General features: G+C 33.6%; 25 protein-coding genes, 1 pseudogene and 1 riboswitch. Of the genes and pseudogenes, 14 read left to right on the top strand and 12 right to left on the bottom strand.

The annotated features are described in order from the left end of the window. Positions 1 to 49 precede the first annotated feature (49 nt). The 7 genes from COJ46_RS01195 (at position 50) to COJ46_RS01165 (ending at position 7,849) form a co-directional block, all read left to right on the top strand. A complete protein-coding gene (locus tag COJ46_RS01195) occupies positions 50 to 1,351 on the top strand; it encodes an amidohydrolase (RefSeq protein ID WP_218008674.1) in 1,302 nt (433 codons plus the stop codon). A 27-nt stretch (positions 1,352 to 1,378) separates the two neighbouring features. Then, complete coding sequence (locus tag COJ46_RS01190; protein WP_098565616.1) at positions 1,379 to 2,212, top strand: DMT family transporter; 834 nt, start codon at positions 1,379 to 1,381, stop codon at positions 2,210 to 2,212. An 11-nt stretch (positions 2,213 to 2,223) separates the two neighbouring features. Next, positions 2,224 to 3,525, top strand: a complete 1,302-nt coding sequence (locus COJ46_RS01185) for a transcriptional regulator (protein WP_097978451.1) — start codon at positions 2,224 to 2,226, stop codon at positions 3,523 to 3,525. Positions 3,526 to 3,649: 124 nt separating this feature from the next. Then, entirely contained in the window at positions 3,650 to 4,879 is a 1,230-nt protein-coding gene (locus COJ46_RS01180; protein WP_098565615.1) for a Zn-dependent hydrolase, read from the top strand. A 14-nt stretch (positions 4,880 to 4,893) separates the two neighbouring features. After that, the gene (locus COJ46_RS01175) at positions 4,894 to 6,069 is read left to right on the top strand and encodes a M20 family metallopeptidase (protein ID WP_097978453.1); all 1,176 of its coding nucleotides are present in this window, start codon (positions 4,894 to 4,896) and stop codon (positions 6,067 to 6,069) included. 111 nt (positions 6,070 to 6,180) lie between these two features. Then, positions 6,181 to 6,375 carry a DUF3311 domain-containing protein gene (locus COJ46_RS01170; RefSeq protein WP_097978454.1) on the top strand — a complete coding sequence of 65 codons (195 nt, stop codon included), beginning with the start codon at positions 6,181 to 6,183 and terminating at the stop codon, positions 6,373 to 6,375. A 1-nt stretch (position 6,376) separates the two neighbouring features. Further along, complete coding sequence (locus tag COJ46_RS01165; RefSeq protein WP_097978455.1) at positions 6,377 to 7,849, top strand: sodium:solute symporter family protein; 1,473 nt, start codon at positions 6,377 to 6,379, stop codon at positions 7,847 to 7,849. An 84-nt stretch (positions 7,850 to 7,933) separates the two neighbouring features. On the opposite strand, the gene COJ46_RS01160 is transcribed toward COJ46_RS01165, so the two are convergent. Then, on the bottom strand, positions 7,934 to 8,509 hold the full coding sequence (locus tag COJ46_RS01160; protein ID WP_097978456.1) for a VanZ family protein: 576 nt from the start codon (positions 8,507 to 8,509) through the stop codon (positions 7,934 to 7,936). Between the two features lie 72 nt (positions 8,510 to 8,581). Continuing rightward, positions 8,582 to 8,875, bottom strand: coding sequence for a hypothetical protein (locus COJ46_RS01155; RefSeq protein WP_097978457.1), 294 nt, complete (start codon positions 8,873 to 8,875; stop codon positions 8,582 to 8,584). A gap of 746 nt (positions 8,876 to 9,621) precedes the next feature. On the opposite strand from COJ46_RS01155, the gene COJ46_RS01150 reads away from it, so the two are divergent. After that, the gene (locus COJ46_RS01150; protein WP_097978458.1) at positions 9,622 to 9,927 is read left to right on the top strand and encodes a helix-turn-helix domain-containing protein; all 306 of its coding nucleotides are present in this window, start codon (positions 9,622 to 9,624) and stop codon (positions 9,925 to 9,927) included. Positions 9,928 to 10,039: 112 nt separating this feature from the next. On the opposite strand, the gene COJ46_RS01145 is transcribed toward COJ46_RS01150, so the two are convergent. Further along, positions 10,040 to 10,975: a helix-turn-helix transcriptional regulator gene (locus COJ46_RS01145; protein ID WP_097978459.1), complete on the bottom strand. Its 936-nt coding sequence runs from the start codon at positions 10,973 to 10,975 to the stop codon at positions 10,040 to 10,042. Positions 10,976 to 11,131: 156 nt separating this feature from the next. On the opposite strand from COJ46_RS01145, the gene modA reads away from it, so the two are divergent. Beyond that, positions 11,132 to 11,944 (top strand): molybdate ABC transporter substrate-binding protein, encoded by an 813-nt coding sequence (gene modA, locus COJ46_RS01140; RefSeq protein ID WP_097978460.1) that lies wholly within the window; start codon positions 11,132 to 11,134, stop codon positions 11,942 to 11,944. Between the two features lie 265 nt (positions 11,945 to 12,209). Here the strand turns inward: modA and COJ46_RS01135 are convergent, their stop codons facing one another. The 6 genes from COJ46_RS01135 to COJ46_RS01110 all read right to left on the bottom strand — a co-directional run bounded on the left by COJ46_RS01135 (position 12,210) and on the right by COJ46_RS01110 (position 17,831). Next, complete coding sequence (locus tag COJ46_RS01135; RefSeq protein WP_097978461.1) at positions 12,210 to 12,674, bottom strand: hypothetical protein; 465 nt, start codon at positions 12,672 to 12,674, stop codon at positions 12,210 to 12,212. A 213-nt stretch (positions 12,675 to 12,887) separates the two neighbouring features. Continuing rightward, positions 12,888 to 13,313, bottom strand: a complete 426-nt coding sequence (locus tag COJ46_RS01130; protein ID WP_097978462.1) for a hypothetical protein — start codon at positions 13,311 to 13,313, stop codon at positions 12,888 to 12,890. Continuing rightward, entirely contained in the window at positions 13,285 to 14,481 is a 1,197-nt protein-coding gene (locus COJ46_RS01125; RefSeq protein WP_097978463.1) for an MFS transporter, read from the bottom strand. The genes COJ46_RS01130 and COJ46_RS01125 overlap by 29 nt, the downstream gene beginning before the upstream one ends. Continuing rightward, on the bottom strand, positions 14,478 to 15,107 hold the full coding sequence (locus COJ46_RS01120) for a dienelactone hydrolase family protein (protein WP_097978464.1): 630 nt from the start codon (positions 15,105 to 15,107) through the stop codon (positions 14,478 to 14,480). Before COJ46_RS01120 ends, COJ46_RS01125 begins: the two co-directional genes overlap by 4 nt. Positions 15,108 to 15,327: 220 nt before the next feature. Beyond that, the gene (locus tag COJ46_RS01115; RefSeq protein ID WP_097978465.1) at positions 15,328 to 16,584 is read right to left on the bottom strand and encodes a cytochrome P450; all 1,257 of its coding nucleotides are present in this window, start codon (positions 16,582 to 16,584) and stop codon (positions 15,328 to 15,330) included. Between the two features lie 14 nt (positions 16,585 to 16,598). Then, entirely contained in the window at positions 16,599 to 17,831 is a 1,233-nt protein-coding gene (locus COJ46_RS01110; RefSeq protein ID WP_097978466.1) for an HD domain-containing protein, read from the bottom strand. A gap of 269 nt (positions 17,832 to 18,100) precedes the next feature. Next, positions 18,101 to 18,202: riboswitch (purine riboswitch) on the bottom strand. Between the two features lie 372 nt (positions 18,203 to 18,574). Here COJ46_RS01110 and COJ46_RS01105 point away from each other — a divergent pair. From COJ46_RS01105 to COJ46_RS01095, 3 genes are all read left to right on the top strand, one after another. Beyond that, positions 18,575 to 20,554 (top strand): acetoacetate--CoA ligase, encoded by a 1,980-nt coding sequence (locus COJ46_RS01105; RefSeq protein ID WP_097978467.1) that lies wholly within the window; start codon positions 18,575 to 18,577, stop codon positions 20,552 to 20,554. A gap of 191 nt (positions 20,555 to 20,745) precedes the next feature. Further along, positions 20,746 to 21,084: a DUF5655 domain-containing protein gene (locus tag COJ46_RS01100; RefSeq protein WP_097978468.1), complete on the top strand. Its 339-nt coding sequence runs from the start codon at positions 20,746 to 20,748 to the stop codon at positions 21,082 to 21,084. 336 nt (positions 21,085 to 21,420) lie between these two features. Next, complete coding sequence (locus COJ46_RS01095; RefSeq protein ID WP_097978469.1) at positions 21,421 to 22,518, top strand: L-dopachrome tautomerase-related protein; 1,098 nt, start codon at positions 21,421 to 21,423, stop codon at positions 22,516 to 22,518. A 137-nt stretch (positions 22,519 to 22,655) separates the two neighbouring features. Here COJ46_RS01095 and COJ46_RS01090 read toward each other — a convergent pair whose 3' ends face one another. The 3 genes and pseudogenes from COJ46_RS01090 to COJ46_RS01080 form a co-directional block, all read right to left on the bottom strand. Beyond that, positions 22,656 to 22,955: a spore coat protein gene (locus COJ46_RS01090; RefSeq protein ID WP_097978470.1), complete on the bottom strand. Its 300-nt coding sequence runs from the start codon at positions 22,953 to 22,955 to the stop codon at positions 22,656 to 22,658. A gap of 18 nt (positions 22,956 to 22,973) precedes the next feature. Next, positions 22,974 to 23,168 (bottom strand): hypothetical protein, encoded by a 195-nt coding sequence (locus tag COJ46_RS01085; RefSeq protein ID WP_097978471.1) that lies wholly within the window; start codon positions 23,166 to 23,168, stop codon positions 22,974 to 22,976. Positions 23,169 to 23,185: 17 nt separating this feature from the next. Beyond that, positions 23,186 to 24,073, bottom strand: a pseudogene (locus COJ46_RS01080) (zinc-binding dehydrogenase); the annotation flags it as partial. Between COJ46_RS01080 and COJ46_RS24755 the strand changes: the two are divergent. Together COJ46_RS24755 and COJ46_RS01075 are read left to right on the top strand one after the other, a co-directional pair. After that, positions 24,014 to 24,247 (top strand): hypothetical protein, encoded by a 234-nt coding sequence (locus tag COJ46_RS24755; protein WP_097978472.1) that lies wholly within the window; start codon positions 24,014 to 24,016, stop codon positions 24,245 to 24,247. The pseudogene COJ46_RS01080 and the gene COJ46_RS24755 overlap by 60 nt on opposite strands. Positions 24,248 to 24,338: 91 nt before the next feature. Further along, on the top strand, positions 24,339 to 24,809 hold the full coding sequence (locus COJ46_RS01075; RefSeq protein ID WP_097978473.1) for a GNAT family N-acetyltransferase: 471 nt from the start codon (positions 24,339 to 24,341) through the stop codon (positions 24,807 to 24,809). Positions 24,810 to 24,964 lie beyond the last annotated feature (155 nt).

Raw genomic sequence — 24,964 nt, 5'->3', positions numbered from 1 at the left:
TTTTTTGGCTTGTTGTTTAATTTAATCATTCTATTAGGAGGCAAACGACGTGGAAGAATTAATCTCAGAATTGGTTGATAAGATGAAAGGAAGTTTAATCAATATTAGGCGTGATATCCACTGTTTTCCTGAGATAGGATGGACAGAATTCCGAACCTCATCTCTCATAGCAGATTTCTTGTCTGAATTGGGATTTGAAGTGAAAGTAGGAAGGGAAATCATTGTACCTGAATCGAGAATGGGTGTCCCGGATGAAAAAACGATAGAAGAAGCAAAAGAGCGGACATTGTCGTTTGGGGCAAATTCGTATTGGATTGAGAAAATGAAAGGCGGTTTAACTGGTGTAGTAGGCATTTGGGATACAGGGCGGATTGGTCCAACACTTGCCTTCAGATTTGATATTGATGCATTGGAAATAGCTGAGAATAAAGGATCAAATCATGTTCCATGGAATCGAGGTTTTCATTCGAAAGTAGAAGGCTATATGCATGCTTGTGGACACGATGGACATATTGCAATTGGGTTAGGAATGGCACAATTGATTTCAAAAATGAAAGGGGAGCTTTCAGGAAAAATTAAACTCATATTTCAACCTGCTGAAGAAGGTGCGCGTGGTGCGAGAGCGATGGTTGATTCGGGAGTCTTAGATGATGTTAATTATTTCTTTAGTGGTCATATTGGTGTAACAGCAACAAAACAAAACCAACTTGTCTGTGGCGTAACAGATTTTTTCGCGTCAACCAAGTTTGATTTAGAACTGGAAGGTGTGCAGGCCCATGCTGCATTAGCACCACATGAAGGTAGGAATGCATTACTTGCGGCATCTACTATTACATTGCAATTGTATGCAATCTCACGTCATGGATTAGGAGATTCAAGAATAAATGTTGGAGTGATTCAAGGTGGAGAAGGTCGAAACATTATTCCAGCGCATGCTAAGCTAAAATTTGAAACAAGAGGAACGACCAATGAGGTTGATCAATATATGAAGAATGAATCTATACGGATCATACAATCTGTTGCTCAGTTGTATGGGATTAAGGAACATACCGAAGTAGTAGGACGTTCGATTATAGCAGATTGTGACGCTGATCTTGCAAATCTTGTATATGATATAGGATCAAAAGTTAAACAAACGAGTGAAATTGTTATTTCTCAGCCTTTTCTTGCTTCAGAAGATGTAACGTATATGATGAAAGAGGTTCAAAAAAATGGTGGGATGGCTACTTATCTATTGTTTGGAACTGAATTGGCTGCAGGACATCATAATTGTTCATTCGACTTTAATGAAAAAACAATTACGTATGCAGTTGAAGTTTATGGAAACTTACTTGTACATTTAGCCAGATAATGAACTAGAGAGAGAGGGGAATATAGTATGTTTTTTCTTGCATTAATTAGTTCTTTTTTGAATGCAGTAAATGCGTTGTATGCTAAAAAAATAACAATGCAAATGAAGGATAATAATAGTTTTATTGTAACATCTTTTCTAGTGGTCACCATTTTGTTAGGTTGCGTAATGCCTTGGTATTATTCCTTTTCTATTACCCCAGCTACAATAGGTTTATTAATCATTGTAATTATTTTGGATGCATTGTCTAATGTAACATTTTTCTTAGCGCTAGGACGAATAGAAGTATCTCAACTAGCAGTGTATACTGCGTTAACTCCATTATTCACGTTTATTCCAAATAGCATATTGCATGGATTCGATATACATATTTTAATTCCGGTATTGCTTATTGTGCTTGGTGTATATTTCCTGAACGTAAGAGGTAGAAACATGTTATCTCCATTAGTAGAAATAAAAAAATCAGGGAATTTATTAGGAGTTGCAGCTGCAGTTACTGCTGGACTCAGCATGGTTCCTACACAACAATTGCTCGTTCATCAATGGATAAACGCCCCCACACTTTATTTTTTCAGAGCGAGTGGGATTGCCCTAATAATCTATTTAATACATCGTCCGAAAATTTGGTACCCTAAACTGAATATGCACCTTTCGATTCGCGGGGTGCTTGCGATTTCTCAATGGATCGCATTGTTTGCAGCCTTAAAGATTGCCAATGGGACTCTAGTTGTAGCTTTAGCTTATACCTCACCAATATTTGCATTGTTTTTAGCAAGAATTTATTATAAAGAAAAAATTACAGCAGCTAAGTTGATTGCCTGCTGCATTACCATTTTAGGAATTTTATTTATTTTAGAGTAGTGGAGGAAATGATGAAAAAAATCCGTTTAGGTTTACTTGGATCTGATGATTCGATTGACGTTATTCAATCTGTAATAAAGGAATACCCTGAATTTGAATGTACTCCAATTATCTATTGGAGAGAAGAGGAAATACCTGATCTTTTAAGTCCTATTGCAAATGATTATGATATTTGGCTTTTTTCAGGCAAGGTCCCTTATGCAATAGCAAAAAGTTGGGGTGGAATTACAAAACCCATGTTTTTTACGCCCCACACTGGACCGAGTCTATATAAAACTTTGTTACAAATATTCTATCATAACCAGATTGCAATGGAGCAAATCAGCTTTGATAACTTCCATTATGATGAACTCAAAAGTATTTTAGATGAAGCCGAAATTAAAGCTGATCATTTATTTTTGAAATATTATGAAGGGGAAGTTGATGCAAATGTACTTGCAGGATACCACTATGATTTATGGAAAAGTGGGAAAACGAAAGCAGCAGTTACATGTCTTCGTTCGGCACATATCGAACTTGAGAAAATGGGTGTCCCTGTTTATCGCGTACTTCCTGCTAAGTCAGCTATTGAGTCTGTCCTAAATTTAGCACTTCGAACTTATGAGATGTTACATTTTAAGGAAAGTCAAATTGCAGTTCAAATGATTGAGATTGACTCTTATTTTGGTTTGGCGAAGGATACTTTTTCAACTGATGAAATTTACAAAATAGAAATTAAAATGGCAGAGAAGCTTCTTGTTTACGCAAATAAACTTCAAGGATCACTTAAATCTGCTGGTCCTGGTAGATATGTCATTTTTACAACCCGAGGGCTTTTACAGGATATAACGAATGAATTTTCTATTATACCGAATTTGGAAGATCTCGAAGAATTAAAGAAAGAAGTCATTACGTGTGGAATTGGAATCGGTAAAACGGCTTACGAAGCAGAAATTCATGCCGGAAGAGCGTTATTTCATGCTAGAGAGTATGGAAAAGGAAGTTGGATGGTTGCTCTCGATAATCAAACGATAGCGGGTCCATTGGGAAGAGAGGAACAAATTACATATTCTTATGTCTCAAAAGAACTACAAAAAATAAGCGAACAAACATCTTTAAGCATTTCGACACTTAGTAAGTTAGAATCTATTCTTAAAAAAATAGGAAAGAGTGAGATTGGAGCTCACGAACTAGCACAATATATGCAAATCATGCCGAGAAGCGCGCGTAGAATTTTAAAAGAATTAGAGGAACAAGGAATTGCTCAAGTTGTTGGAGAGGAAACCCCTTATTCGCGTGGAAGGCCTAGAAATATTTATAAAATTAGCCTTTGATATTAGAAAAATAGGAAAATTTAATATTCTGAATATTATTACTTAACAAAATAAATAATTAGTGATATAGTTATGGTCATAGCCATAAATAGACCTTAAATATTAGTTTGTAATGGGAGGAAAAATGATTAATCAGGATAGATTGTGGAATCGCCTTATGGAACTCGGGTCCGTAGGAAAACAAGAATCTGGAGGAATTACTCGTTTGTCCTTTACTGAAAATGAGAGAAAAGCTAAAGAATTAGTTACTTCCTATATGGTTGAAGCAGGATTAAAAGTTTACGAAGACACCGTTGGAAATCTTATTGGACGTAAAGAAGGAACTAATCAAAACGCACCTGTTGTACTCGTAGGCTCTCATATTGATTCTGTATATAATGGCGGAAATTTTGACGGACCACTTGGCGTTCTCTCTGGGATTGAAATTCTCCAGACGATGAATGAACAGGGAATTACAACAGTACATCCTATTGAAGTAATTGTCTTTACAGATGAAGAAGGTGCAAGATTTAGCTTTGGAATGATTGGGAGTCGAGGAATTGCTGGAACACTCACTTTGGAAGAACTCCAAAATAAGGATCAACAAGGAATTACTGTAGCTCAAGCGATGAGCGAGGCAGGTTATGACCCATTATTAATTGATCAGTCAGTCAGAAGTATTGGATCAGTAAAAGCCTATGTAGAATTACATATTGAACAAGGTAAGGTGCTTGAAAACGATAATTTATCGGTTGGTATTGTTACAGGAATCGCAGGCCCATTGTGGCTTAAATTCACAATTGAAGGTAAAGCAGGGCATGCGGGGACAACTCCAATGAATGACCGTAACGATGCCTTAGTTGCTGCTTCCCAGATTGTTCAACTAATTGAAACTGAGTCAGCTAAGACAGGTTCAACGGTTGGAACAGTTGGTCAATTGCAGCTGTTTCCTGGAGGAATCAATATAATTCCTGGGAAGGTTGAATTCACCTTGGATCTGCGTGATGTAAATGAAGCAATTCGGGATGGGGTAGAAAACCGAATTTTAGAAGGAGCTAAAAATTTATGTGGACAACGTGGTGTAGGATTGCAAGTTGAAGTTTTACAACGCATTGCACCTTCATTATGCTCTAATGAAATACAAGATATAGCAAAACTAGCTTGTGAAACGATAGGTGTAGAACCATTTTTTATCCCAAGTGGAGCTGGGCACGATTGCATGCAGCTTACAAGTCTATGTCCTATCGGGATGCTTTTTATCCGTTCAAAAGATGGAATAAGCCATAATCCAGCTGAATGGAGTTCAAAGGAAGATTGTACAGACGGTGCTAATGTACTTTATCATACTGTACTTCAGTTATCTAATAATGAATAGAGGGAGATACAATAATGCAAACAATATCATTAGATAGTTTAGTAGAGCAAACAAAAGAAGAAGTAATTAAGTGGAGAAGGCATTTCCATCAGAATCCGGAGTTATCTTTTCACGAGGAAAAAACAGCTCAATATGTGTATGATACACTTCAAACTTTCGGGAATTTAGAGATATCTCGTCCAACAAAGACTAGTGTTATGGCTCGTCTGATTGGTTCTCAGCCCGGCAAGGTGCTAGCAATTCGTGCAGATATGGATGCTTTACCGATCGAGGAAGAAAACACTTTTGAATTTGCCTCTACAAATCCAGGTGTAATGCATGCTTGTGGGCATGATGGTCATACAGCAATGCTTCTAGGCACAGCAAAAATTTTAACTAGTTTAAAAGATAAGATCAAAGGTGAAGTTCGCTTTTTGTTTCAACACGCCGAAGAGTTGTTTCCTGGTGGTGCAGAGGAAATGGTACAAGCAGGAGTAATGGATGGAGTTGATATGGTAATTGGTGCTCATCTTTGGGCTCCTATGAAACTAGGTACAGTAGGTGTAGCTTATGGACCGATGATGGCTGCTCCAGATACTTTCTATATTACTGTTGAAGGTAAGGGTGGACATGCAGCACTTCCTCATGACACGATTGATTCAATTGCGATCGCTTCTCAAGTTGTAACGAATCTTCAACATATCGTTTCTAGAAATACTGATCCGCTTGATAATCTAGTACTTTCTGTTACCAAGTTTATTGGAGGTACAACTCATAACGTAATCCCAGGTTCGGTTGAAATCTGTGGAACAGTTCGAAGTTTCAACGCCGACCTTAGGAAATCAGTTCCTGACCTTATGGAACGAATTATAAAAGGAATAACTGAGGCTCATGGGGCACAATACAAATTTGATTATGAGTTTGGATATCGCCCTGTTATCAACGATGAGCAGATTACGAAGGCTATTGAAGAAACGATTCTAGAAGTGTTTGATGAAAAGACTCTCGACCTTATGAAACCAAACATGGGCGGTGAAGATTTCTCTGCTTTCCAACAAAAGGCACCAGGAACTTTCTTCTATGTGGGAGCAGGAAACAAAGAAAAAGATATTACTTATCCGCATCATCATGCACGTTTTACAATAGACGAGGATGCTTTGGAAATTGGTGTAAAGTTATTCGTTCATGCAACATTTAAGCTTTTAGATTAATAGACTTATGGTTAAGTAGACCTTATTTTATAAGGATCTACTTAATCTAAACCTTTATTTTCTGAATATTAAAACTAATATAAATTTAAAATTGAAAGTGGGGAACAATTTTTGAAAATCTATCATTTATTAGCACTTATTCCATTTATTGCTATTCTGGGCTTTTCATCTTGGGCAAACCACGTTGAGCCATTTGTATTAGGAATGCCTTTTCTACTTTTTTGGGTTGTACTTTGGACTGTTTTATCAACACCAGTTATGTTGATTATCTTTAAATTAGATACGGCGAATAAGGGGGACAGATAAGATGAATAGTGCATTAATTATAATTTTTCTTTTTCTTGCAGTATCGATTTTTCTAGGGGTACAAGCTAGGAAAGGAAAAGACATGAATCTTGAGCAATGGAGTGTTGGTGGAAGAGGATTTGGTACGATTTTCGTCTTTCTTTTAATGGCAGGTGAAATCTATACAACCTTTACGTTCCTAGGTGGAAGTGGTTGGGCTTATGGAAAAGGTGGTCCAACATACTATATCACTGCTTACGGTGCACTTGCTTACATTATGTCTTACTGGTTGCTTCCAAAAATATGGAAATATGCTAAAGAAAATAATTTAATGTCTCAACCGGACTTTTTTGCAAGTAAATACAAAAGTAAAGCCCTTGGCGTTTTAGTTTCATTAGTTGGTGTATCTGCTGTAATTCCTTACCTAGTACTACAATTAAAAGGGTTAGGAAGCATCGTTTCAGAGGCTTCTTATGGAATGATTTCACCAACTTTTGCAATTTGGATCGGTGCTATTTCAGTGACTATTTATGTAATGATATCTGGTATCCATGGATCTGCATGGACTGCAGCGTTAAAGGACATTATGATTCTTGGTGTTGTTCTTTTTCTAGGAATTTATCTACCTTTTCATTATTATGGTGGATTCCAAGCGATGTTTGAAGCAGTTGATAAAGCTAAACCAGGTTTTCTAAATCTCCCTAAAGAGGGATTAAGTGTATCTTGGTTTAATTCTACAGTTCTTCTAACAGCCTTAGGTTTTTATATGTGGCCGCATACTTTTGGCTCCATTTATTCAGCTAAAAGTGAAAACGTATTTCGTAAAAATGCGATTATCATGCCTTTATACCAACTTGTGTTGCTTTTTGTGTTTTTCGTAGGATTTGCAGCAATTCTTCAAGTTCCTGGACTACAAGGTCCGGATGCCGATCTGTCTTTATTAAAATTAAGTAAACAATCTTTTAACCCGTGGTTTGTTGGAATCATTGGTGGAGCAGGGGTATTGACGGCAATCGTGCCGGGTTCGATGATTCTAATGGCATCTGCTACTTTAATTTCAAAAAATATTTATAAAGTGTTTGTACCAACTGCAACAGAAAAGCAGGTTGCAGTTTTAGCTAAATATCTAGTTCCTGTAGTTGCATTATTCGCAGTTTTTTTCACATTTAATGGTGGAACTACATTAGTAACTCTGCTTTTAATGGGATACAGTCTAGTTACTCAATTGTTCCCAACACTTGTCTTTAGTTTAATGAAAAAGAACTTTGTAACGAAGCAAGGTGCATTTGCTGGTATTTTTACTGGAGTTGCAACAGTTACTTATGTCACTATAAGTAATACAACAATCGGATCATTATTCCCAGCACTGCCTCAATATATTAAAGATTTGAATATCGGTGTGATTGGTTTAGTTGTAAATCTTGTATTTTTAGTCGTAGTTAGCTTACTTACTAAAAATATAGCGGTTCAAAGTAAAAAAGAAATTGTAGCTTAAATAAGTATTACTTTTTAGCAAAGGGGGTGATTGATTTAATCAACCCCTATATTTTGTGGAAACATTCTTAAAAATCTAGTAGATTTACAAAGTTAGGTTTTTATCTATGAACTCTTCAAAACTTTTAAAGTATCTGGAACTTGCTTTATACATAGCTAGTCCAATAATTGTTCCAATTGTATTTAGTATTATGTCATCAATATCACATGATCTGTAGTTATAGCCAAGGAACAGTCCAGAAATAGCTTGAATTAATTCGATTGCTAGACTTAATGTAAAACCTATTAAAATCGTTTTTTTGTTTGTTATTTTAAAAAATAGAATAGGGAATGCAAATCCTAGTGGTATAAATAATAAAACATTACCAGCAATTTGTTTTAGAACAATTGAAATTGAGCCATAATTGATGGTATCTACGATCGATTTAAAGGGAATAAAATTATGATTATGTCCCAACTGATCTTCTATCATTACTTGAATTAAATATTTTTGATAGGGGAAAGGAAATAAAGTGAAGTTAATAATACATGTAAAGTAAATACCAAAAATTAACCAATAAAGAAGTTTTAGGAGAGTTATTGAACCTTTTAGAAATTGATATCCAAAATAAAGGATAAAAAAAGTAGAAATAATTGTGCTAGGAAATAAGAAATTTAACAATCAATTGTACCAGCCTTTCATATTAGCAGACTTAATAACTTAGTGATCCTGAACCTTGAATTCTTTTTCCATTCATATTTTCCATATTTCATAAGTATATGTGTGACCAGTAATGACTGAATCATCGGTATCCACATATGGGGAACCAATACTGGACTCTTCAAATCCTAATCTAGTGATTAATACACTTGAGCCACCTTTTACTTCATATACATGAATTGTGAAGTATTTGTCACCTCCCCAATTTTTCATATTAACCTTACCAGTTACACTTCCTTTTGTAGATTTATAGGTTCCAATGGAAAGTTGATGTGTCATACTAAAAGTAAAATTTTTAGTTGCAGCATGTACTGCTAAGGGGCTCATCATAAGCGTTCAAAAAAATAATAGAGAAATTATTTTTTTGCTTGTTCTTCTGTGAATAAAACTCACAATATTTACCTCCGTTTCCAATCGTTTTTATTACACATAGAGAATATCATATTTGTATAGTTTTCCTTCATCATTTTTATGTCAAATTTTAGAAACTTACTAAATTAGTTTGATTAGTTCACAAACTTTATAAGCAACTGAGGAAGTAACTAGTTTGATTTAAGCCGTATTAATAATTAAATTTTGCTTAGAAATATAGTGTGTTAACAAGCTTTTTTGGAAAAAATAATAGCTTTTAACCCAATTCCCCCAAATGAATATTTATAGTTAAAAAGATTTTAAGAATAGAGAATCCCTTAGAAAACCACCAATTATAGGTGGTTTTTCTATTTGAGTAATATAATATTGGCCTATTTAACATAGATTTCTTCTGAAATTAGCCGTATCAAACTGGAAAATTCAATAAAATCAAGGCAAAAATAACCCAAGTTTAAATCAAAGGGAAATCAATTTTAATTGTAGAACTTTTCCTTTATTGGTTGGTATTATTTGAAATTGTTCAGTTGGTTTTTAGGAAGGAGATTACATACGCAGTTATAAACGATTAATTCAGTGAAAAATCATTATTTAATCAGAAAAAACAATATTGATACTTTTTTTCAAAATTAAAATCACATCAACACTTAATATAATAAAACTAGATCAGGAAAAGGAACATCTTAGAGTATGGAGGAAGTAATATGAAAATTGAACAATTAAGTCATCTTTGTGGGGTTTTAGAGAGTGGTTCCTTTACGATTGCAGCACAGAAATTTTTTATGAATGAAGCTGACTTGAAAGAATCAATCATTAGTTTAGAAATTGAATTCGGCATAAAGTTAATTGAGTGTGACGACGAATCTAAAGTGGTGCCTTCTTTTGGATGTTTACAAATTATTTCATATATAAAGGAAATCGTAAGGAATTGTCGAGAAATTGAAGAGGAAATTAAATCCTTACATAAAAAATCTTCTGTTAATACAATGTATGATGTGAGTATGTTTTAACTCATTATAGTTTTAAATATAGGACCAAATCATAATTGATTTGGTCTTTTTGAATAACGCTTACTTTTCAAATAAACGGCAAAAAAAAGGCTACAAATTCAGTAGCCTTCTTTTAATTTGTCTCATATATAATTTTCCCGGTCCTGGAAGTATCATAATCTCCTAAAGAATCAACCTCTGATTGAAACTGATTTGAAGATAAAATTTCTGTGACAATTCTGATCAGTCGTTCATTTGGAGGTTTTTTTAAGATGACAAGGTCATATTGTTCTGTGATTAGTGGAATAAAATCAATTCCTACAATTTTAGCAGCTTTTTCAATTCCGACTCCAACATCTGCTACCCCGGTAGAGACAGCAGAGGCCACGCTTAAATGATTGCTTTCTTCATGCTCATATCCGTTAATTTTTTTAGACGAAATTTCGTTGATACGGAGCTGTTCATCGAGAAGAATTCGTGCACCCGAACCTTTCTCTCTATTTATGATCTTTATATCTTCACGTTCTAAATCTTTCCAAGATGTAATCTTTAAAGGGTTACCTTTTTTAACATATAAACCTGCTTTCCTAGATAGCAGATTGAATAAAATAAATGGATGTCCCACTAAAATTTTTTTAAGATATGGTAGATTATACTCTCCTGTATCTCCGTCAAAAAGATGAAGGCTAACGATGTCACATTCGCCATTATACATAGAAATAAGACTGTTTAAGCTTCCAGTAAAAGATCTTAAAGATTTATAGGATGAGTTTTTCTCGATCTGTTTACCGAGCATATCTAAAACTAAATCTTGGCCACTAATAACAACATGATTTGATTCTTTTGGATCGCTTCTGCGAGGTTCAGAAACAGAGGCAGGCAATGTGGTGTTCGGATTGGTTTTATTGTTTTTTATGTAATTATCCAAGTCATTTGCTGCTATTCTCATCTGTCTTCCTACACGGAATACAGGTAATTCACCTTTTTTGACAAGGTCATAAATGGTTAATTTCGATACTTTTAAAAACTGTGACACTTCCTCGATTGTATAGGAAAGTTCCATCGTCATTTACATCCCTCCATTTTCTATTTTAACTCAATGCCTTTTAAAAAGCATATTCCTAGTAAGGTTAATGGAAATTTTAAAATTCTATTTCTTATTTAGTTATAACTAAATATAATTAGATATAACTAGTTATGTTTTAGAAAGGAAGGCTGATGAATAATGAAAAAATTTTATTCTTTATTTTTATCGATAACGATGTTATTAGGACTAGCAGTATCCGGTTGTTCAACAAATGAACAAGCTACAAAGTCTACAGGCAAGAAACAAGAAACTGTTCAAAAGAATGTGGAATTGACGATCTCAGCAGCAGCTAGCTTACAGGATGCACTAAATGATATTAAAGCAAACTTTGAAAAGGCAAATCCTAATGTGAAAATAAATTTTAACTTTGGAGCATCCGGAGCATTACAACAACAAATTTCTCAAGGAGCACCGGTAGATCTTTTCTTCTCGGCTGCAGAAGACAAATTTAATAATCTAGTACAAGATGATCTAATTGATAAGAGCCAAGGTAAAGATGTAGTTGGGAATGAACTGGTATTAGTTGTACCAAAAGATACAAAAAAAGAAATTAACTCCTTTGAGGATCTTACGAAAGCAGATAAAATTTCAATCGGTACGCCAGAAGCGGTACCAGCAGGACAATATGGTAAAGAAACATTGGAAAATTTAAATGTTTGGAAATCAATTGAAGGAAAAGTAGTATATGGTAAGGATGTTAGACAAGTACTTTCTTATGTAGAAACAAATAATGTAGATGCAGGGATTGTATATAAAACAGATGCGCTGAAATCAACAAAAGTTAAGATTGTAGCAACTGCAGCTGAAAGTACACATGATCCAATTATTTATCCGTTAGGCGTAATAAAAAATAGCAAGCAACCTAAAGAAGCTAAAAAATTCTATGAATATCTTCAAAATGATGAGTCTATGAAGATATTAGAGAAGTATGGGTTTAAGGGACTAAATTAACTGACATTAGCTGACATAAGTTTTAGAAATGAGCCGATTAGTTGATTGGCTCATTTTTCTTTTAGTGGAAATATTAAAGAAGCTTATCAAGTATTCGATACAGATGATTAGAACATCTTTAAAATACAAGGATTCGTACGTTCTATATAAAGAACAGTTAGGTAGCTTTGTTAAAGCTTGTTTAGAAGAGGAAATTTAAGAGAGGAGGATATTAATAGTAAGAATGGGAATTGGTTAGAAAAATTTATATCAATGCCGAATAATATTAGTGCATGTATTCCTTTATTGATATATTGAAGAGTTTTCGGTCTCTTTTCCCTTTTTGACCAATTAGCCAGTACCAGCTTTGTCCAATATAAAAAGAGTTTGAAACAAGTTGTTCAATATACTTTGAAATAATTCCATTGATTTTTTCTTTTTCAATTTTATTTTTTATAGACAAGGCAATGACAAAATAGGATTTATCACTTTCAAATTCAAGTAATTGTAGATGATATTTACCACCTTTTTTTTCATTAAAATCATTTAATACGTGATCTATACAGTTTCGGACGTCAATTTTATATTTAGCTGCATCGTTCCAATTTGATATAAGAGAGTCATTTAATGATACAGTTAAGATGTAATATGATGCATAGTCTTTAGGATTAAATTTTCGTTTCTCACCTGTATTTTGATATAAAGGTGGAACAACAAATTTTTCATAATCAGCAAAAAAATCTTCAGTCATGTTTAATACCTACTTTCTAGATTGAACAAAAGTTTACTATATCGAATCTTAATTTAGTTTTTCCTATTCTTTCCAAAAATAGACAGGTAAAGATGAATTGGATTAAGGAAAAGAAAATATAAAATTTTTAGTAAAAAGCAGAGTTGAAAAAATTCAACTCTGCTTTTTTTATTTTAATCGGATAGACAATGGAATTTTTCAATCTATTTAGCTTTATAGTATTTGAAGCGAGAATACTAGGGAGGTAAAATCACCATTTGCAAAAGCATCATTACAATTGTAGAACATGACATCATTCTCCTTTTTGATTCTCATACCAGACTGAAAATCATGGAATCCCACCATTCGTTCTTCTTCCCACACATTAAAAACATTTAAAAAGCCACTAGAGCATTTTAAGATTAGTTCTGATTGAGTTTCACTTTTCCATATAATCACTGTTTTTTGTTTTGGGGCATCGTTGATTGATATACCATTTTCGGATATAAACCCGATACCTTGATTTCTTGGAGAATTTGAACTCAAAAATTTCAACCTAATCACTTTTTCTTCTTTCATTTGAAATACTTCTGTATGAAAAGTTTCATCGGATTTTACAGACTTGTTAGTACTATACACTTTTTCTTTTACTAGTAACATTTTCACTTATCTCTCCTGTTAAGTTATTTTGATCCCCTAATGTTAATTTCAAAAAGTAACACAATCCTAAACAGGGGATACAGACTAATGCCATACCTAAAAAAGCAAAAGATGGAGATATAGAGTAGAGGTAACCACTTACTAATGTTAAAATACCGCTACCTAAACTTAAACCCAGAGCTGCATAAACTCCATGAGCAAAGGGGAAGTACTTATTTTCAATGTTTTCATCTAAGTATTTTACAAAGGCATACTGAGTAAGCCCAAACGTAATAGAATGTAATAATTGAGACAATACAAAAACTGAAATACTGTTAAACGAAAAGATCAATACCCATCTTAATATGGATGCACTTACACTAAACAGTAATAAAACTGGAACAGATCGTCTTTTAAATAGAGAGTCTGATATATAGAAGAAAACAATTTCTGATATTACTGCAATGATTAAGATGAATCCTGTTAAACTAGTTTTTACCCCAATACTTTTCAAAAAAAGCACAGCATAACTATAATATGCTGCATGTGCAGCCTGAAGGGTGATGCAGATCGCTAAAACTATTAAAAATGCTTTTGATTTAAACAACTTAAACAATGGAACTTTCTTTGATATGATTTTTGCTTTTAAAGGTAAAGGAGCGTTAATGGTAGTTAAGAAAGAAAGTAGAACACATCCAATGATCAAAAAGTAAATAACTACATTTTCACTTTTTAAAGATATGATTATTCCAGTTAATGATAGAGAAATAATATAGCCAATCGAACCATATGATCTACTCTTTCCATACTCTATTTTGCTTTCCCTAATAAGGATAGATGCCATAGACTCATACATAGCTAAAGGCATTGGATAAACAAGGCTTAGTAAAACTGTAATAAAAGCTACTGCAATTAAACTATTAAACGGGATTAATATGATTAATAGCGTAACAGAAGTTAAGGAAACCACTTGATTTAATCTTGCTAAATTTAGGTATCTACTGATAAATGGAAAAATAAAAAAGGTTGTTATTGACCTTGTTATTAATCCTAAAGCAATGATTAGTCCAGCTTCATCAGCTGTAAAACCTTTACTTGTTGTTAGCCAAGTAGACCAATAGGGCACGAAGATTCCGAAAGTGAAGAAAAACCCAAAAAACTGTAAAGACATCCATCTTTGAGCGGTCATTTGATTCCTCCAGTTTCGGAAAAATTATTATTTTGTTTCATAATAAAATCACGCACTTTTTGAAAACAATATTCAGTAGCATACTGATCATAATTAGAAGTTGATTGATCGGTAAAACCATGACTTCCTTCTACATTAAGAATTTGAATCCTATCTTTTGTTTTCAATTCAGTTATGACAATTTCAGGGGCAAATGATTTTTCTTTTGTTGGGAATACTAGTAGGGTCTCACATTTTGGACTAACCTCTAAATAGTCCCTAATCCTCGAACCATAAAATCCAATTACTCCATCAAATAACCCGTCATATTTACTGCATAGCCATGCAATCGTTGCACCTACACTAAAACCCAAAATATACAAATTAGCACACTTAGTTCGAAGTTCTTTTGCAAGAGTGATCATTTTATTAGTAGCTAACTCAAACCCAATCTCATTCACAAAATGCTGATAAGCTTTGATTTCATCTTTATAGCAATAGTTCTCAATATTACTTAATAGATTTGGACATACAACTGTAAATCCTAACTTATTTAAACTGTCGCAAATATCTTTTATATGTTTGTTAATACCATAAATTTCGTGAACAACTAAGATGGTGGTATTATGAAACTCGCAATTATTCAATTTTTAATCACCTCTAACTTAGAAAAAATAGGAATAGAATTTTGTTCTATTCCTATCATTGTGTAACAGAGTCCAAAAACTTGAGTTGAGTTTCAGACTGATTGCAAGCGCTTGACTTTCGAGGCGCGAAGCCTGGTGAGGAGCGGAGTTACCTTTGAGGGTAATGAGCACCGCTCAACAGGCGAAGCAACGAAGAAAGCGAGCATTTGTCAACAGTCTGCTAGATTTTTACTTGCATCTGGATCATTCCAGTGAAAGTAGGGTTTGCAGTCCACTCTGGATTTTCTAAATCGTATAATGAATCGATTGTTGGAAAACGAGTTATTACTTCCTTAAGAATCTCCATGATCTCTACACGAGCAAAAGCAGCAGCAATACAAGTATGATAACCTCCACCGAAAGCTACATGACGGAAACCTGTTCTACTTATATCCATTTTGTCAGGATTTGCAAATACTCGCTCGTCTCGGCCAGCAGAAGCTAAGAAGAAATAAACTGAATCATTTTTCTTGATTTGCTGTCCGTGTAATTCGATATCATTTGAAGCATGTCTAACAATATATTGGATTGGCCCTTCTAGTCTCATTGTTTCATCTAATACTTTTGGAAGAAGAGACATATCATTTTTAAGCATTTTTAGAACATCTTGATTCTTAAATAGAAGATGTAATGTATTACTTAACACAAATTGAGGAATTTTATGTCCACCGAAAATTAAGTGCATTGTTTGAGCAATTAATTGATCATCAGTAAGTTCACCATCTTCACCAGGAGTCTCAGATATTAACCTACTTAACAAATCATTTTTCTTTTCTTTTCGTCTTTCCGCAATCGCATCTGAAAGGTATGTCCAAATTTCTCTTACACTTCCTCTAACTTGTTCACTAATTTTTTTACTAGGAACATGAGACACAACGAAATCTTGCATAAATAATGCGATATCATCAGACCACTTAATGAATCTGTCAACTTCTTCACCAGGAATTCCTAACATTTTACAAAGTACCATCGCAGGAATAGGGTGTGCGATCTCTTTTACAAAGTCAAATGAACTTATGTTTTTTTCAAGTACTTTATCAACGATTGTAGAAACAATTTTCTGAATTTCCGGAGCAATAAGTTCAATTTCATTAACTAAAAAGGCTCTGTTCATATAACCTTTTAACTGTGAATGAACTGGTCGATCATTATAGACCATCCAAGTCTTAATGATATCGATTATATCTTTAAAATGTTGATCTTCTCCTTCAGCGAGATTACTCATTTTATTCGGAATTACATTACTTGAAATAAATTTATCCCCAAGTAAATTCTTGGACACATCCTCATACCTAGCTATAAACCAGGATTGCATTTCTTCATGCCAAAAAACAGGTGCATCATTTCGTAATCTTTCATATAATTCGTATCTGTTTTCAAAATACTCTTTACTATTTAAACTGAACTGCTCGACAGATTGTTTTACATTTATACTCATATTATTTCCTCCTGTTATACTACAATTATTTTTTTATTGGATTTTCTTACAAAATTTCCAATATCCATATCACCTAAATGACATATTACATCACAAACAAAACGTGAACGCTCAATAATATTAGAGATATTAATCAATTGTTGTAAGACTTCCTTATCTAATTTCAACAAAGAATTCTCACTATTTAAGTTAAAAAGATAATCGTAGGTGAACTGGATATTATGAGTAATCTTTTTATCTATTTCTCTATTAACTTTTCTTTCTAAGAAACATTTCTTTGTAATTTGATTTAATAGAAAAAGTTTTAATTCATTTTCTATTAGGAGACTCAATTTACTATACATTGGTTGTGCATAGTTTATCTTGATCACTAATGTATCTATAAAATCATGGATAATAGATTGTAGTGGTTCCGATATGAACTTACGGTAATTTTGTAAAATTTCCCTAAGTATATTATTTTTAATGTCTTCCATAATCTTTGGAATGAAATAAAGTAATTCAGATCTACTAATTTCAGGGAAAAAAAGCATTGCCTCTTCTAGCATCGCGCCTTCAGTAAAATATTTGTTAAGTAATTGAGCAAATCTATTTTCTCCATAAAATTGAATTAAATCTTTTAGATCTGATAGGGCATAGGATAATGTATCTGCTATGTCTACAATCGATTGTTCAATGACATTTTCTTGATATGTCAAAAATAAGGGTTCTAAATAGTCTGTCATATACCCGTAATAGCCTTTGATTAAACCGTTATATTCTTCTCTAATTAAAGGAATTTTGGTTTTGTATTTCATTAAGGCTGTAAGGGTTCTGTATTTAAAATCATCCGAACTATTAACTAAAATTTTAACGCTCTGTGCATTCGATTCAAATCCACCCATAGTTTTCATCATTTCATCTAGCGCTCGTTCACCGGTATGTCCATATGGTGGATGACCAATATCATGAGCTAGACTAATAGCCTTTACTAAATCTTTATTTATGGGTGTAATATTATTCTCTTGAAAATAATGGTTAAGATGTTCCACGATTAAGCCTGAAACATGGCATACGTCAATAGTATGGGACAAACGATTATGGCAATGCTCTGAGTTGGGAATTAACTGTGTTTTTTTTGCTAAATTTTTTAAATGGGGGGATTCTAAAACTGCATTAAAGTCATGTAAGAACGCAATATTCGCTACTTGCGTTTGCTTGTCAGATAATCTTAGGTGGTCAAAAGTATGATACATGGCCTTATACATATCAATAAACCCCTTCTATAAACAGTAATTTAAGAAAACATTTAAATGACATAAAAAAACCAAGATAAAGTAGGACATATTCTCCACTAATGAGATAAGTCCTACTTTATCTTGGTTCGCAAAAAAAGTTGAAATTTTAAAGGTATATAAAGCCCTTCAAATAGGTGAAGAATACGCACTTTTAAATAGTCTAAGATTAATAGAGTATTTAAAAGGATCTATTCAAAGGGATATGGTTATCCTTTACTAAATTCAGCTTTTTTTTACTAATAAAGTAAAAATTACCTCGTAGTCTAATTCTTAACGGGAATTAGGTAGAGACTCCCAGACCATATTTCTGGAGATATACGAGCTATAATATATTTATGGTAACTAATGGTAAAATTGGAAATAATAACCTGCAGAATTATCAATTAATATATTACATTCAATCAAATTAAATATCAACAGTGTCTATATGAGGATAAAGTATGAAGTTTTTTGGGTTAATTTAACTAGAACGCTATATGAAAGCTCAATTTATAAAGACGCATTTAGTTGAGCGATGATTCATTTTCGATATTGACAGTGAATTTACTGTGTAATAGTATAATAGTTAATTTTTAAATATTAAGTATTTTTAGAAAAATAGATTTGGCTTATACATAATGGAAAGATGATAGTGAGTTTCATCAAAAGGTTTGAGTTATACGCAGTTACTGTGTCCTTAAAATAAATAGATTGCTAATTTAGGAGGAGTAATAATGAAAGCGATTACTGAAGGTGCTTTATTATGGGAACCAACTAGGCAGCAAATTGAAAATGCTGGAGTTAGCCATTTTATGAACTGGCTCGAAAATGAAAAAAATCTATTTTTCAATACACAAAGTGAGTTATGGAAATGGTCTGTCGATGAATTAGAGTCCTTTTGGGAGAGCGTATGGAAATATTGTAATGTAATTTCATATGCACCATACGATCATGTTCTTGAAGAGCGAAAAATGCCAGGCGCAAAATGGTTTACCGGCTCTAAAATTAATTATGCAGAACATGTATTTCGAAATGATAAAGGAGACCAACCTGCATTAATTTTTCAATCAGAAATTACTCCAAAAACAGAAATAAGTTGGAAAGAGCTTAAGGAAAAGACAGGCTTGGTCGCAAATTCTTTAAGAGAATTAGGTGTTAAATCTGGGGATCGAGTTGTGGCATATATGCCTAATATTCCTGAAACGATCATTGCCTTTTTAGCTTGTGCAAGCATTGGAGCAATTTGGTCCAGCTGTTCACCAGATTTTGGAACGAGTAGTGTAATTGACCGATTTAAACAAATCGAACCGACTATTTTATTTGCAGTGGATGGTTATTCTTATAATGGAAAAGTTCAAAATAGGTTATCAAGCGTGGACGAGCTACAGTCTGAATTACCTACATTAAAGAAGACAATTTTAGTGCCTTATGTAAATTTTGATGAATCGAAAATGGAAGTTGAAACAGTTTTTTGGAATGAATTATTAGTGGGAAGCAGTGAACTTACTTTTGAAAGTGTTCCTTTTGATCATCCACTATGGATTCTATTTTCATCGGGGACAACAGGGTTGCCTAAACCAATTGTACAAAGTCAAGGTGGAATATTAGTTGAGCAACTTAAGACATTAGTAGTTGAACAAGGAATAAATCAAGATGATGTCATGTTTTGGTTTACTACTACTGGTTGGATGATGTGGAATCAATTAGTAGGAGGCTTGTTATCTGGCAGTACGATATTATTGTTTGATGGAAGCCCAACTTATCCTAGTCTACATGTTTTATGGGACCTTGCAGAAGAAGTAGGTGTAACATTTTTTGGCACAAGTGCAGGATTCTTAAGTGTGTGTGAGAAGCACGCAATAAAGCTAAAAGATAGACATAGTTTTTCTAAATTAAAGTCTATTTGTTCAACGGGATCCCCACTATCAGTCGAAGGATTTTCCTGGGTATATGAAAATATAAGAGATGACATCTGGCTTGTTTCAACTAGTGGAGGTACTGATGTTTGCACAGCTTTTGTTGGAGGTTCACCGATTCTTCCTGTTTATGCTGGAGAGATTCAAGCTCGTTCATTAGGTGCTCATGTACAATCATTTAATGATGAGGGAAAATCAGTTATTAATGAGGTGGGAGAACTAGTAATTACTTCTCCTATGCCATCCATGCCGCTTTATTTCTGGGGTGATTTGTATAATGAGCGTTATCTTGAAAGTTATTTTGAAGTTTATCCAGGTATTTGGAGACATGGAGATTGGATTAAAATTGATGAAAAAGGTAGTTGTGTCATTTATGGGAGATCAGATTCAACAATAAATAGACATGGAGTACGTCTAGGTACAAGCGAAATCTATCGAGTTGTTGAGTCACTTGATGAGATAATGGAAGGTTTAGTAATCGATTTAGAACTACTAGGCCGTCAGTCATTTATGCCATTATTTGTTGTACTTAAACATGGGGTTGTTTTGACAAATGAATTAAAGGAAAAAATAAAAGTAGAAATTAAACAGAAGGTTTCACCGCGATTTGTACCTAATGAAATTTATGAAGTTGAACAAATTCCAAAAACATTAAGTGGCAAAAAATTAGAAGTTCCAATACGTAAAATATTATTAGGGTTTTCTCCTGAAAAAGTTGTCAATCAAGGTTCAATGTCTAATCCGGAGTCATTAAAGTTTTTTACCGGGTTGGCACAAGTTTTAAATGAACAAAGTTGAAATCAGTCTAAAACGTTATCTTCATTATGAGATAGCGTTTTTTTTAGGCTCTGTTAAGATATATTGTTGATTTTCTTATGCAACTACCTGGCAGATTAATTGAATAAAGATAATTGTAAAATGATGTAAAAAGAGGCAAAATAACTGTTAATACTATCTTCTATGGTACGAAGAAATAAGGAGATGACAATATGTCAGAAGATGAATTATTCTCAAATAAGGCATCTAATGTTTATGAAATATATTCAAAAATCCTCGATTTATTGAAAGAAATAGGTGCATTTGAAATTAAGTTTAAAAAGACCTCTATTCATCTTTTGAATAAATCTTCTTTTGGAGGAGTTCATCCAAAAAAGAAATGGTTAGATTTTAATTTAGTTACAAACCACCAAATTGAACACGAAAAGATTACTAAAATTGAACAAGTTTCCAAAAACCGATTTCACAATAATTTTAGATTCCATAGTGTAGACGATCTAAATCAAGAGTTTTTAGTTCTTTTAAAAGAATCATATCAATTGATGTGTTAGTTAGAGAAAGGATAATTTTTACCAATGAATAGCAGTTTCTTAGGATTTATATCTGGTCTAGAACAAAATTGCAGTTTAGTAGTATAAGGAATGAAAAAATAAATTGTTTAATTCAATGTAGTTGATAGATTTAATTCTAAGGAGTGAACTCAATGAAATTCAAGTTCTATAATGATTATAGACCAATAGAAAAGCGTTCTTTCTTTTTACAAGAAAAACTTATCCTTGGGTAAAAATGTGGGATTATGGAGAAAAAAGCTTATTTAGAAACATGCACTAGAAAAAATATAAATAATATATTGGAGATATCCCGTTTGAATGCTTGAGGAGGATATTATGAAACCAATGTTACCTAGTGAAAAATATTTCGGTAATTTAGAACTAGTTTATGCATTTTATGGGGCTATGCCTACAGGTGTTACTGTTTCAGAAACCGGTCGTATTTTCATTTGCTTTCCGAAATGGGGAGACGATGTTAAATTTACGGTGGGGGAAATTGTTGAGGATAGATTGCAGCCTTATCCTAATTTACAAGCCAATTTGGTTAACCCCGAGAATATCACAATGACTTTCATCAGTGTCCAAAGTGTAGTTGCTGATGGAAGGGGAACGCTTTGGATATTAGATACAGCGGCACCCAATTTTTCTGAACCTATTAAAGGGGGGGCAAAATTAGTCGCTGTTGATTTAGAAACTAATACAATAAGAAAAGTATATACCTTTACAGAAGATGTTGTCCTGCCTACAACTTATCTGAATGATGTCCGTTTTGATTTTCGTGTTGGAAAAGCAGGTTATGCCTATATAACGGATTCATCTTCAAGAGGACCAGGAGCTATTATCGTCGTAGATTTATCAAATGGTAACGCATTTAGACGGTTAAATGGGGCAAATTCAACATCGCCCGATCCCTATTTTTTACCGAAAGTAGAAGGTCAAATTTTAGTGAATCGAAACAAAGACGGTTCAACTTCTCCATTTAGATTGGCGTCTGATAGTCTTGCCATTTCTCCCGATGGAAAGATATTATTTTTTGCTCCACTAACTAGTCGTCACTTGTTTTCGATTTCAACAGAAGCCCTTAGAGACAGAACGATACCGGACATGGATGTACCTTATCATGTGAAGTATTGGGGAGAAAAAGGTGCGTCTGATGGAATGATCACCGATGCAAATGGAACTGTTTATGCTGGAGATTATGAAAACAACTGTATCCGTAAGATATTTCCAAATGGTATAATGGAAACTATCGCACATGATCCGAGAATTTTGTGGCCTGATACTTTTTCAATTGGTCCGGATCAATATTTGTATTTCATTGTGAACCAATTACATCGACAGCCTAGATTTCATTATGGAGAAGACTTACGACAGAAACCTTATAGTTTACTTCGTATCAAAATTGATGAATTCCCTTCTCCGACCTTCTCATAATAAAAATAGTCAATGTAATTGTTTTAATTAAATAGTGTAAAACAAACAAAGGTTTATTTACTTCTGCCAAATAAACTCAAAATGAATTAATAGGAACAGTTTATTTAGTGAGTGGTAAACCGTTCCTGAAAAATTTTTTATAATATCGGTAAGTTCAATGCTGTATTGATATTATTTAAATCCAAACTGATCTGTTCGTTTGTATCCCAAGCATGGTACCATCCTTTTTCTGCCATATATTTGGATATTTGTTCATGCATATCAAGAGCTTCCACTAAATGGCGAGTGAGCATTTCTTTAATTTCCGGTGTTCCTGCCTCCGTAACAGCCATGGCATAATTTCTAATACCACTTTTAGCTGAAATGAGTAGATCCATTGCAACCACTTGATCCGATAGTGCGTCCATGCCAGTTAAAGTTTCAATGATTGGATTCATGTTTATTCATCTCCTAATTTACTGCTTAGCGTTGGAAAGGATAGTAGCATATTCTTGTAATTGTCTCGTAGATATATCAATGTCTTGCTGCATAATATCTTTTAATAGCTGATCTGTAAGTAACGCTTTCATCGTTTTGGATTTAGTTAAACAAGTGGTCTTAAATGCAGCCATCTCATGGACCTCAAGAACTTCATGTAAGGTGTAGTTCATTTTTTATACCTCCTTCTTCAAGGTTTCAACAGGACTTTTATACAATTATCCATTTTTGTGTCAAAAATCTCATAGCCACGCTTTGCTTCACTAAGTGGAAGTACATGACTTACGACATCTCCTGGGTCAATTTTCCCGGTCGACACTAATTCAAACATATATGGCATATAATGAATCACAGGTGCTTGTCCAGATCGAATATTGACGTTTCGGTTCATAATATCTCCCATAGGGAATCCATTATATCTGCCACCGTAAACACCTGTAACTTGAATTGTCCCGCCTTTACGCACTGCTTGTGAAGCCATGATAAACGCACTGAATGCTCCACCATGAAGTTTCATTCCGCTCGCCAGGAACTCTAAATCAGTCATTTTACCGTCCATTCCAACTGCATCAATGACAACATCAGCGCCGCCCTTTGTTATTTCTTTCAAATGCATTCCCACATTTTCAAAGTGTTCGAAATTTACAATTTCAACTTTGTTGGTACGTTTTGCGTGTTGCAAACGATAGTCTACATAATCTACGGCAATGACACGCTTTGCTCCTTTTAGCCAACAAAATTTTTGAGCAAAAAGACCAACCGGACCACAGCCAAGAACAATAACTGTATCTCCACCCTTTACTCCTGCATTGTCAACACTCCAAAAACCAGTAGTCATCGCATCTGCAATAACTGCTAACTTTTCATCTGGTTCTTCACAAGTCTCTGGAATTTTGAAATGAGTAAAGTTGGCAAATGGCACTCTTAAATATTCGGCTTGCCCACCTGGATAGCCACCCGTATTACCAGAATATCCGAAATAGGCACCCATATCACCATTATCATTAGAATTATCACATTGGCTTTCCAAATTTGTTTTACAGTAATGGCATTCACCGCATGCTATATTAAAGGGGATATTTATTTATTTAACGAGGTTTATAACGGTCTACAAACAGCAGTGAATATTGGCAAACCTAACAATGAGCATTTTTTTGAGCAAATGAAACAGTTAGTTAATTATATTAATCGTGCTATTCCAACTATATTAAGCAACATCGAATTAAAGGAAATGAAAAGCTTATTGAACTAAAGCAATACTTTAGCTCAACAAGGACAACGAGAAATTCGAGAAATAATATAGAATTTAATATTGGAACTAAAATATTCAGAGGTGCGAGACAGTGAAAATAAGATTAGACAAAGCAACAGACTCAGATGCACAAGTAATTTTCGATATGCAAGTGAAAGCCTTTATGCCATTATTAGAGAAATATAAAGATTACGATACTAATCCAGCAAATGAACCGATTGAAAATGTTATTAGGAGAATTAACTATTCTTCTGGTGATTTTTATAAAATTTATTATAATGATGTACTTGTAGGAGCAATTTGTATCTATTGGAAAGAAGAAACTAAATTTTGGATCAGTCCAATGTTCATTTTACCAGAATACCAAGGATTGGGAATTGCCCAGAAAGCTATCCAGTTAATCGAGGAACAATTTCCACAGGCAGCTACTTGGGAATTAAGAACAATTTTAGAAGAAAAACGTAATTGTTATTTATACGAAAAAGTGGGTTATAGACTTAATGGAGAAACAATACGATTAAATGAAAATATTACACTTGTTAGTTATAAAAAAATTTGTTAACGCTTATGCAACTAACTCAAGCATTAGTTGTATAAGATTACGGTCGGTATTGCGGCTTTTTTTAATGAAGTAAATGGCGGGATAGTTTCATATTGTTTCAATACCAACGATAGATATATTCCAACAAAAGATCAAAATGTGATATCGTTTAAATA

Origin of the sequence: Bacillus sp. AFS077874, assembly GCF_002566505.1 — a bacterium.
In the GTDB taxonomy this organism is placed as follows: domain Bacteria; phylum Bacillota; class Bacilli; order Bacillales; family Bacillaceae_G; genus Gottfriedia.
This window is presented reverse-complemented; position numbering and strand designations above follow the sequence as displayed.

Excerpts from the sequence above, each read along its gene's own strand:
- COJ46_RS01190 (WP_098565616.1), top strand. The coding sequence starts at position 1,379 with ATGTTTTTTCTTGCATTAATTAGTTCTTTTTTGAATGCAGTAAATGCG.
- COJ46_RS01185 (WP_097978451.1), top strand. The coding sequence starts at position 2,224 with ATGAAAAAAATCCGTTTAGGTTTACTTGGATCTGATGATTCGATTGAC.
- COJ46_RS01180 (WP_098565615.1), top strand. The coding sequence starts at position 3,650 with ATGATTAATCAGGATAGATTGTGGAATCGCCTTATGGAACTCGGGTCC.
- COJ46_RS01175 (WP_097978453.1), top strand. The coding sequence starts at position 4,894 with ATGCAAACAATATCATTAGATAGTTTAGTAGAGCAAACAAAAGAAGAA.
- COJ46_RS01165 (WP_097978455.1), top strand. The coding sequence starts at position 6,377 with ATGAATAGTGCATTAATTATAATTTTTCTTTTTCTTGCAGTATCGATT.
- COJ46_RS01155 (WP_097978457.1), bottom strand. The coding sequence starts at position 8,875 with ATGAGCCCCTTAGCAGTACATGCTGCAACTAAAAATTTTACTTTTAGT.
- COJ46_RS01150 (WP_097978458.1), top strand. The coding sequence starts at position 9,622 with ATGAAAATTGAACAATTAAGTCATCTTTGTGGGGTTTTAGAGAGTGGT.
- COJ46_RS01145 (WP_097978459.1), bottom strand. The coding sequence starts at position 10,975 with ATGACGATGGAACTTTCCTATACAATCGAGGAAGTGTCACAGTTTTTA.
- modA (WP_097978460.1), top strand. The coding sequence starts at position 11,132 with ATGAAAAAATTTTATTCTTTATTTTTATCGATAACGATGTTATTAGGA.
- COJ46_RS01135 (WP_097978461.1), bottom strand. The coding sequence starts at position 12,674 with ATGACTGAAGATTTTTTTGCTGATTATGAAAAATTTGTTGTTCCACCT.
- COJ46_RS01130 (WP_097978462.1), bottom strand. The coding sequence starts at position 13,313 with ATGTTACTAGTAAAAGAAAAAGTGTATAGTACTAACAAGTCTGTAAAA.
- COJ46_RS01125 (WP_097978463.1), bottom strand. The coding sequence starts at position 14,481 with ATGACCGCTCAAAGATGGATGTCTTTACAGTTTTTTGGGTTTTTCTTC.
- COJ46_RS01115 (WP_097978465.1), bottom strand. The coding sequence starts at position 16,584 with ATGAGTATAAATGTAAAACAATCTGTCGAGCAGTTCAGTTTAAATAGT.
- COJ46_RS01110 (WP_097978466.1), bottom strand. The coding sequence starts at position 17,831 with ATGTATAAGGCCATGTATCATACTTTTGACCACCTAAGATTATCTGAC.
- COJ46_RS01105 (WP_097978467.1), top strand. The coding sequence starts at position 18,575 with ATGAAAGCGATTACTGAAGGTGCTTTATTATGGGAACCAACTAGGCAG.
- COJ46_RS01100 (WP_097978468.1), top strand. The coding sequence starts at position 20,746 with ATGTCAGAAGATGAATTATTCTCAAATAAGGCATCTAATGTTTATGAA.
- COJ46_RS01095 (WP_097978469.1), top strand. The coding sequence starts at position 21,421 with ATGAAACCAATGTTACCTAGTGAAAAATATTTCGGTAATTTAGAACTA.
- COJ46_RS01090 (WP_097978470.1), bottom strand. The coding sequence starts at position 22,955 with ATGAATCCAATCATTGAAACTTTAACTGGCATGGACGCACTATCGGAT.
- COJ46_RS01085 (WP_097978471.1), bottom strand. The coding sequence starts at position 23,168 with ATGAACTACACCTTACATGAAGTTCTTGAGGTCCATGAGATGGCTGCA.